An 8,428-nucleotide genomic window follows, 5' to 3' on the forward strand; every position below is an offset into this window, starting at 1 on the left:
CCGACGGTTCCGACTCTATCAGATCCTTTCGGGCCTGATTCCCAGTCAGCGGGCTTCGTCTTCCGGGCTGTTGGGCCCTTCCGACGTCCCAAACCTTAGCGGATCCGTCCGGCGATTCCCAATCGGGCCGCCGAGCCCCTATTCGAATTGAATTCGGGCACGCCGAAATCAACCCGTGCGGGAGATCGTGCTGAAAGTGTGGGGTTGCCGCTGTGAGCGGCTGAGGTGCTGCCGGAGGACCGTGACGGCCCCGTGGCAACCCGAAGAACTATACGGACCGGCGAGAGGCGCGTCAAGCACCGCCTGTCAAGATCTTTTCGGCGGATCGCGGGGCGCTGTCAGTCCAGGTCGGTGAGGCGGCCGCCGGCGTCCGGCTGGGCGTGTTCCACCCGGCGGAGCAGGCGGGTCAGGACCTCGCCGAGGACCACGCGCTCCTCGGCGGCCAGGTCCTGGAGCAGGTCCTCCTCGAAACCGGAGGCGAGGCGCATGGCCTCCAGCCACTTCTCGCGCCCCTCCGCGGTCAGCTCCACGATCACCCGGACCCGGTTGGACTCGTCGCGCTCCCGGGTCACCAGGCCCTCCGCGACCATGCGGTCGATGCGGTGGGTCATGGCGGCGGGCGTCAGGCCGAGGCGCTTGGCCAGCTCGCTCGGGCCGAGGCGGTAGGGGAGGCCGGAGAGGACGAGTGCCTTGAGGACCTCCCACTCGGCGTTGCTGATGCCGAGGGCCGAGGTCTGGCGGCCGTAGGCGACGTTCATCCGGCGGTTGAGCCGGGACAGCGCCGAGACGATCTTCTCGACCTGGGGGTCGAGGTCCTGGAACTCGCGCTGGTACGCGGCGATCTGCTCGTCGAGGGTCGGTTCGCTGCCGAGGTTGCCGGGGGTGTCGCCCATCACCGCAGTATGGCACGTGGCCGCTTGGTATTGAAGTTCTTCTAGGTGTACTGTTTACCTTCGAACTTTAGCTTCGAAGTCTTCCGTACTAAGTGATGGCGGACTTCAACTACCTGAGAGAGGTGACCGTGACCAGGGCGAGGGGCGCTGTGATGCGCCGGATCCACGTGGGCAACGCACTCAGCGCGTTCGGGCTCGGCTTCACCGTCCCCTACCTGTACGTCTATGTGGCGCAGGTGCGGGGACTCGGAGCCATGACGGCGGGGCTCGTCCTCGCCGTCTTCGCCGTGGCCGCGCTCGTCGTGCTGCCGTTCGCCGGGCGGGCCATCGTCCGGCGCGGGCCCCTGCCGGTCCTGCTCACCGCCCTGGTCACCGCCTCCGCCGGCGCAATGAGCCTCGGGCTCGCGGGGAACGCGACGGCGGTGCTGCTGTCGGCGGCGGCGCTCGGGGCCGGGCAGGCCGTGATGCAGCCGGCGCTCGCCACGATGATCGTCGACTCCTCGACGACCGAGAACCGCTCGCGCGCCTTCGCCACCCAGTTCTTCCTGCAGAACCTGGGGCTCGGCGTCGGCGGGCTGATCGGCGGGCATCTGGTGGACACCACCCGGGTCTCCTCGTTCACGCTGCTGTTCGCGATCGAGGCGGCGATGTTCCTGGTGCTGGTCGCGGTGCTGGCGACGGTGCGGATGCCGCGCGCCCCGCGGGTCGGGGACGCGCCGACCGGGTCGGGCCCGGGGAGCTGGAGGAGTCTGCTCGGGAACCGGGCGATGGTGCAGCTGTGCGTGCTGGGCTTCGTGCTGTTCTTCGCCTGCTACGGGCAGTTCGAGTCGGGGCTGAGCGCGTACGGGGTGGAGGCCGCCGGGATCTCGACGTCCGCGCTGGGGACCGCGCTGGCCGCCAACACGCTGATGATCGTCGTCGCGCAGTTCGCGGTGCTGAAGTTCGTCGAGCGGCGGCGGCGGTCGCGGGTGATCGCGGCCGTGGGGCTGATCTGGGCCGTGGCGTGGGTCGCGGCCGGGTTCGCCGGGCTCGGGCACGGCAGCCAGGAGATGGCGACGGCCGCCTTCGTGTCGACGTACGCCCTCTTCGGGCTCGGGGAGGCGATGCTGTCGCCGACCGTGGCCCCGCTGGTCGCCGATCTGGCGCCGAGCGGTCTCGCCGGGCAGTACAACTCCGCGTTCGCCCTGGTGAAGCAGCTCGCGCTGGCCGTCGGTCCGGCGGTGGGCGGCCCGATGGGGGCCTCGCTGCACGCGCCGTACATCGTGACGTTCCTGCTGTTCTCCCTCGGGATCAGCGTCCTGGCCCTGCGGCTCGGGCGGCGGCTCACCGACGTCCAGGACCAGCCGTGGCTGGTGCGCAGCCGGGTCGTGGTGCGCGGGCCGCAGGCACCGGAGGCCGTGGCCGCCGAGGCCTGAGCCAGCGAGTCACCCCTTGGGGAGCACGAACTCGCACCACACCGCCTTGCCGCCGCCCGGGGTCCGGCGCGAGCCCCAGTTCGTGGCGATCGTCGCGACGATGGCGATGCCCCGGCCCGACTCGTCGGCGGGCTCGGCGCGGCGGCGGCGCGGGAGGTGGTCGTCGCCGTCCGTCACCTCGATGATCAGGCGGCGGTCGGTGCGGCGCAGGCGCAGCCGCATCGGCGGGATGCCGTGCTGGAGGGAGTTGGCGACGAGTTCGCTGGCCGCCAGGACGCCGAGGTCGTGCAGTTCGGCCGGGAAGCGCCAGCTCGTCAGGACGCCGGAGGCGAAGGCACGCGCGCGGGGCGCCGCCTCGATGCCGCCGAGGAGTTCCAGGGCCGCGTTGCGGAACAGCTCGCCCGCGGGGCCGGTGCGGGCGGGGTGCTGGAGGACCAGGACGGCGACGTCGTCGTCGTGGTCCGCGGTGACGCCCGCCGAGCGGACCAGGCGGTCGCAGACGACCTGCGGGGTGCCGGTGGCGCCGGCGAGGGCGCGCTCCAGGGCGGCGATGCCCTCGTCGATGTCCTGGTCGCGGCGTTCGACCAGGCCGTCCGTGTAGAGGACGGCGGTGGACCCCGGGCCGAGCGCGATCGAGCCGGAGGCGTGCATCCAGCCGCCGGTGCCGAGCGGCGGTCCCGTGGGTTCGTCGGCGCGCTGGACGGTGCCGTGCTCGTCGCGCACGAGGATCGGCAGGTGGCCCGCGGAGGCGTAGACCAGCCGTCCCTCGTTCGGGTCGTGGATGGCGTAGACGCAGGTGGCGATCTGGTTGGCGTCGATCTCGGCGGCGAGGCCGTCGAGGAGCTGGAGCACCTCGTGCGGGGGCAGGTCGAGGCGGGCGTAGGCGCGGACGGCGGTGCGCAGCTGGCCCATGACGGCCGCCGCGCGCACCCCCCGGCCCATGACGTCGCCGATGACCAGGGCGGTGCGGCCGCCGCCCAGGGTGATGACGTCGTACCAGTCGCCGCCGACGGCGGTCTCGGTGCCGCCGGGGTGGTAGGTGGCGGCGATGCGCAGGTCGTCGGGTTCCTCCAGCTCCTGCGGGAGGAGGGAGCGCTGGAGGGTGACGGCGGTCTCGCGCTGGCTGCGTTCGCTGGCGCGCAGGCGTTCGGCGGCCTCGGCGTGGTCGGTGACGTCGGTGGCGAAGACGAGGACCGCGCCGCCGTCCTGGTCGCCCTCGGTGACCGGGGTGCAGGTGAAGGTGTAGGAGCGGCCGTCGGGGGCCTTGCGGGACTTGAGGGTGCGGGGCCTGCCGCTGCGCTGGACCTGGTCGAGGAGCGGGAGCAGGCCGAGCTGGTCGAGTTCGGGCAGGGCGTCGCGGACGGGTTCGCCCAGGGGGCGGACGCCGAAGGCGGCCACGTAGGCGTCGTTGACGTACGCGACCCGGTGGTCGGGGCCGTGCACCAGGGCGACGAGGGCGGGGACGCGGTCGAGGACGTCACGGACGGGGAGTTCGTCGACGGCGGGGATGTGCGGGTGCCCGTCGGTGAGGTGTTCGGCGCGGGCCGCGGGGACGGCGCCCGCGCTCTCCGCGCGCCGGTCGGGGGTGGCCGGACGGTCGGTCCGCGCTGCCGCGCGGCGCTGCGTTCCGGGAAGCCGGGCGCTCCAGCGCGTGAAGTTCACGAATCCTTGCCTCGTGTCGTCGTCTTCGGCCGGCTCCGGACCCGGGCGTGGGTCCGGTGCTCGGCACCCCGGGGGTGCGGGCGGCTCTGGTGGGGACAGCCTCGTGGTGCGAGGGGCGAGCGGGCGCTCGTCGCCGGTGCGGGGATCAGTCTGGCAGTGCGAGCGGCCGGGGCGACATCCGTCAGACGCCCCACATGCCGTGGGAGTTCCCCGGTCGGGTCAGGACGACCCCTTCGGGTCGGTAGAAGGCTTTCCACCGGCCGCGCGTTCGAACTCGGCACGGGGATGTTCGAGTGAACCGAGCGAGACGATCTCCCTCTTGAAGAGACCGGAGAGCGTCCATTCGGCCAGGACCCGGGCCTTGCGGTTGAAGGTGGGGACCCGGCTGAGGTGGTAGGCGCGGTGCATGAACCAGGCAGGGTAGCCCTTCAGCCTGCGCCCGCGGATCTGCGCGACGCCCTTGTGGAGGCCGAGGGAGGCGACGGCGCCGACGGAGGTGTGCGCGTACGTCTGCAGTTCCTCGCCGCGCAGGGCGTGGACGATGTTGTCGCCGAGGACCCTGGCCTGGCGCAGCGCGTGCTGCGCGTTGGGGGCGGTGACGGTGCCGGGTTCCGCGGTGACGTCGGGGACGGCGGCCGCGTCGCCCGCGGCCCACGCGTGCGTGACGCCCTCGATCGTCAGCCGGGCGGTGCATTTCAGCCGTCCCCGGTCGGTGCGCGGAAAGTCGGTCGCGGCGATCAGGGGGTGCGGCCTGACGCCCGCGGTCCACACCACGGTGCGGGTCGGGAAGCGGGCGCCGTCGCTGAGGACGGCGATCCGGTCGGCGCAGGACTCCAGGCGGGTGGTGAGGCGGACGTCGATGTTGCGGCGGCGCAGTTCGGTGAGGGTGTAGCGGCCGAGCTCCTCGCCGACCTCGGGCAGGATGCGGTCACTGGCCTCGACGAGGATCCACTTCATGTCGTCGGGTTCGACGTTGTGGTACGAGCGGGAGGCGTACCTGGCCATGTCCTCCAGCTCGGCGAGCGCCTCCACGCCCGCGTAGCCGCCGCCGACGAAGACGAAGGTCAGGGCGGCGTCGCGGACGTCGAGGTCACGGGTGGAGGAGGCGATGTCCATCTGTTCGATGACGTGGTTGCGCAGTCCGATGGCCTCCTCGACGGTCTTGAATCCGATGCCGTGGTCGGCGAGGCCGGGGACGGGCAGGGTGCGGGCGACGGAGCCGGGGGCGAGGACGAGTTCGTCGTACTCGATCTGGTCGGGGCCGGTGCCCTCCTCCTGGGTGGCGAGGGTGGTGAGGTGCGCGGTGCGTTTGCCGTGGTCGAGGGCGGTGACCTCGCCGACGAGGACCCGGCAGTGGACGAGGACGCGGCGCAGCGGCACGACGACGTGGCGCGGGGAGATGGATCCGGCCGCCGCCTCGGGCAGGAACGGCTGATAGGTCATGTAGGGGTCGGGTGTGACGACGGTGATCTCGACCTCGCCCCTGCGCAGTTCGCGTCCCAGCTTCCGCTGGAGGCGCAGCGCCGTGTACATCCCGACGTAGCCGCCGCCGACAACGAGAATGCGCGCACGTTCCTTCACCATCCCATGACGCACCCGGCGCTGCGGTTTGTCCACAGCCTCGACCATCTGTATGACTGCGGGCCGGGGACCTCCACAGTTGGCCGGATTGCCGGAGTACCCCTCGCAGCCGCAGGTCAGCGGGGTGACCGGGGGCGCGGGGCGGGGTGCATTCCGGGCGTATGCGACCCGTACTCCGATCGGGGGGCGCTCCGTGCGGAACCTGCCCCTTCTGAATTGACCCCCACTCAACTATGTTCGTCTGTCGACGGGGTGTAGGGGGTGCGCTCATCGGGTCCGCGACGGGCGGGCGCGAGACACGGGCTTGTTCCTGAGCCTCGGCTTGCAATGGCGGGGAGTCTCCGGGGGGAGACGTCATTACCGGGGGATCATTCATGAGTATTCAGGAATCTCATTGGTCGACCGCAGCCGCTCTCGCAGCGAGCGGCATGGTGGGCGCGGCGGGCGGTGGGCGCGGGGAGTCCTCGCGGTCGGCGCCGCTGCGTGTGGACGCACAGCGCAATCTGGAGCACGTCCTGCGGGCGGCGCGCGAGGTCTTCGGCGAGCTGGGGTACGGCGCTCCCATGGAGGACGTGGCGCGGCGGGCCCGGGTCGGGGTGGGGACCGTGTACCGGCGGTTCCCGAGCAAGGACGTGCTGGTGCGGCGGATAGCCGAGGAGGAGACGTCCCGGCTGACCGAGCAGGCGCGCGCGGCGCTCGGGCAGGAGGACGAGCCGTGGTCGGCGCTGTCGCGCTTCCTGCGGACGTCGGTGGCCTCGGGCGCCGGACGGCTGCTGCCGCCGCAGGTGCTGCGGGTGGGGGTCGCGGACGAGCAGGGCGGTGCCGGTGCCGACGAGGCGCGGGTGCCGCAGCAGCGCAGCCAGCCGGCCTCGGGCGAGCTGCGGCTGGTGCAGGACAGCGGGCCCTCGGTGCTTCCGGACGACGACACGGGCGCCGCGGCGCTCCTGGAGGTCGTGGGGAAGCTGGTCGACCGGGCGCGCGCCTCGGGCGCGCTGCGGCCCGACGTCTCGGTGTCGGACGTCCTGCTGGTGATCGCCACGGCGGCGCCCGCGCTGCCGGACGCGGCACAGCAGGCGGCGGCGTCGGCGCGGCTGCTGGACATCCTGCTGGAGGGGCTGCGGTCCCGGCCGATGTGACGGTGAGCACCGGTCACGGTGAGCACCGGTCACGGTGAGATCCGGCCGGGGTGACGACCCGGCCGGGGTGCGGACGTCGGTCTCCGTTGACGGCGGGTGACTCGAAGGGGTGACGGTGGAGCGCGGGCCGGTGCGGGTCCGCGCGCCCGGCGCGAGCCGGGAACGCACCGGACAATTCGGGCCACTCGCCGAACGGGCCTGGCCGGCGGGGCGCTTGATCCTTCCCCGAACGGGTGACGCTTAGTACCGCCGAACGGCAAGTCCCCACGGACGAGTGGTCAGGGCACCCGCGCCCGTCCTGAACAAAAGCCAATATGGCACTCTGACCCGGTGTTCGGGACTGGCAGTGCAGGCGGCGGGGGCTTTCCGCGATGAGCGTTGACGGGCGGGACGGCGACTCCTGGGGCGGGTCGCGGGGCGACGGCGGGGACGACGGCGCCGAGGAGTTCGGCGCGACCCCCCAGGTACCGAGCCAGGGCGGCCGGGGCGGCACACCCCGCGGCGGGCCCGCATCCGGTGGCACGACCGCGCCCGGCGGCGAGCACCCGCCCGGCGGCGCACCTGACACCGACGGCCCCCGAGCCGACGAGCCCCGTGCCGCCGGTTCGGCCGCCGGTCCCCGTGCCGACGGTCCCCGTGCCGACGGCCCTCATGACGACGGCGCCCCCGCGGACGACCCCGGCTCCACCGCGCCCCGCTCCGCCGCGCCATGGCCCTCCGATCCTCGGCCCTCCGAGCCCCGACCCTCCGCGTCCCACCCCTCCGCCTCGCGCGACGGCGATCTCCAGGGTGGTGATCCGGCCGGGGCGGGGGGCTTCGCCGAGGAGACCGTGCCCGCGCAGCGCGACCGGCGCGAGGACGGCGGGGTGCTGCCGCCGCCCCGCGAACTGCCGCCGTCCGACGCCGAACTGATCGGGTGGATGCGCGGCGGCGACGACAGCGCCTACGAGGAGCTGTTCCGCCGTCACGCGGACGCCGTGCGCCGGTACGCCCGCACCTGCTGCCGGGACGCCCACACCGCCGACGACCTCACCGCCGAGGTCTTCGCCGCGATGCTCCAGGCGGTGCGCGGCGGCTCCGGGCCCGAACAGTCCGTCCGGGCCTACCTGTTGACGTCGGTGCGCCGGGTGGCCGCCCGCTGGACGAAGTCGGCGCGGCGGGAGCAACTCGTCGACGACTTCGCGGTGTTCGTCGGCCAGGCCGCCGGGTCCGAGGCGTCCGACGACGACACCCTCGACCTCGGCGCCGACGTGCGCGCCCTGCACGAGGCCGAGCGGTCCATGGCGATGCGGGCCTTCCGGTCGCTGCCCGAGCGGTGGCAGGCGGTGCTCTGGCACACCGAGGTCGAGGACGAGTCGCCCAGCGAGGTCGCCACCCTCTTCGGGCTCGACGCCAACGGCACCCGGGTGCTCGCCAGCCGGGCCCGCGAGGGCCTCAAGCAGGCGTACCTGCAGGCCCACGTCAGCGCCACGCTCGCGGGTGACGCGGAGTGCGCCCGCTACGCCGACCGGCTCGGCGCCTACGCCCGCGGCGGGCTGCGCACCCGGGCCGAGCGCGGACTGCGCAAGCACCTGGAGGAGTGCGCCCAGTGCAGGCTGGCGGCCGGTCAGATCAAGGAGGTCGCCAACGGCATCCCGGGGGTCGTGCCGATCGCCGTCATCGGCTGGTTCGGCGCGGCCGGGTACGCCAAGGCCGCCGCGTTCATCGCCGGGGGCGCGGGCGCCGGTGCGGCCGGGGTCGC

6 protein-coding genes are annotated in these 8,428 nt (G+C 73.3%); 3 read left to right on the forward strand and 3 right to left on the reverse strand.

Annotated features, from left to right (window positions below):
- Positions 1-338: 338 nt before the first annotated feature.
- Complete coding sequence (locus GA0115242_RS06960) at positions 339-893, reverse strand: MarR family winged helix-turn-helix transcriptional regulator (RefSeq protein ID WP_093825609.1); 555 nt, start codon at positions 891-893, stop codon at positions 339-341.
- A gap of 152 nt (positions 894-1,045) precedes the next feature.
- Here GA0115242_RS06960 and GA0115242_RS06965 point away from each other — a divergent pair, with 152 nt between their 5' ends.
- The gene (locus GA0115242_RS06965; RefSeq protein ID WP_237548905.1) at positions 1,046-2,308 is read left to right on the forward strand and encodes an MFS transporter; all 1,263 of its coding nucleotides are present in this window, start codon (positions 1,046-1,048) and stop codon (positions 2,306-2,308) included.
- Positions 2,309-2,317: 9 nt separating this feature from the next.
- Here GA0115242_RS06965 and GA0115242_RS06970 read toward each other — a convergent pair whose 3' ends face one another.
- Both GA0115242_RS06970 and GA0115242_RS06975 read right to left on the reverse strand, forming a co-directional pair.
- Positions 2,318-3,970 carry an ATP-binding SpoIIE family protein phosphatase gene (locus tag GA0115242_RS06970; RefSeq protein WP_093825611.1) on the reverse strand — a complete coding sequence of 551 codons (1,653 nt, stop codon included), beginning with the start codon at positions 3,968-3,970 and terminating at the stop codon, positions 2,318-2,320.
- A gap of 219 nt (positions 3,971-4,189) precedes the next feature.
- Positions 4,190-5,554, reverse strand: coding sequence for an NAD(P)/FAD-dependent oxidoreductase (locus GA0115242_RS06975; protein WP_093825613.1), 1,365 nt, complete (start codon positions 5,552-5,554; stop codon positions 4,190-4,192).
- A gap of 371 nt (positions 5,555-5,925) precedes the next feature.
- Between GA0115242_RS06975 and GA0115242_RS06980 the strand changes: the two genes are divergently transcribed.
- Complete coding sequence (locus GA0115242_RS06980) at positions 5,926-6,687, forward strand: TetR/AcrR family transcriptional regulator (RefSeq protein ID WP_093825615.1); 762 nt, start codon at positions 5,926-5,928, stop codon at positions 6,685-6,687.
- Positions 6,688-7,058: 371 nt separating this feature from the next.
- Positions 7,059-8,428: sigma-70 family RNA polymerase sigma factor (locus GA0115242_RS06985; RefSeq protein WP_237548906.1), on the forward strand; the 1,370-nt coding region annotated here is incomplete at its 3' end.

The organism is Streptomyces sp. SolWspMP-5a-2 (assembly GCF_900091845.1).
GTDB classification, from domain to species: domain Bacteria; phylum Actinomycetota; class Actinomycetes; order Streptomycetales; family Streptomycetaceae; genus Streptomyces; species Streptomyces doudnae.

Excerpts from the sequence above, each read along its gene's own strand:
- GA0115242_RS06960 (WP_093825609.1), bottom strand. The coding sequence starts at position 893 with ATGGGCGACACCCCCGGCAACCTCGGCAGCGAACCGACCCTCGACGAG.
- GA0115242_RS06965 (WP_237548905.1), top strand. The coding sequence starts at position 1,046 with ATGCGCCGGATCCACGTGGGCAACGCACTCAGCGCGTTCGGGCTCGGC.
- GA0115242_RS06975 (WP_093825613.1), bottom strand. The coding sequence starts at position 5,554 with ATGGTGAAGGAACGTGCGCGCATTCTCGTTGTCGGCGGCGGCTACGTC.
- GA0115242_RS06980 (WP_093825615.1), top strand. The coding sequence starts at position 5,926 with ATGAGTATTCAGGAATCTCATTGGTCGACCGCAGCCGCTCTCGCAGCG.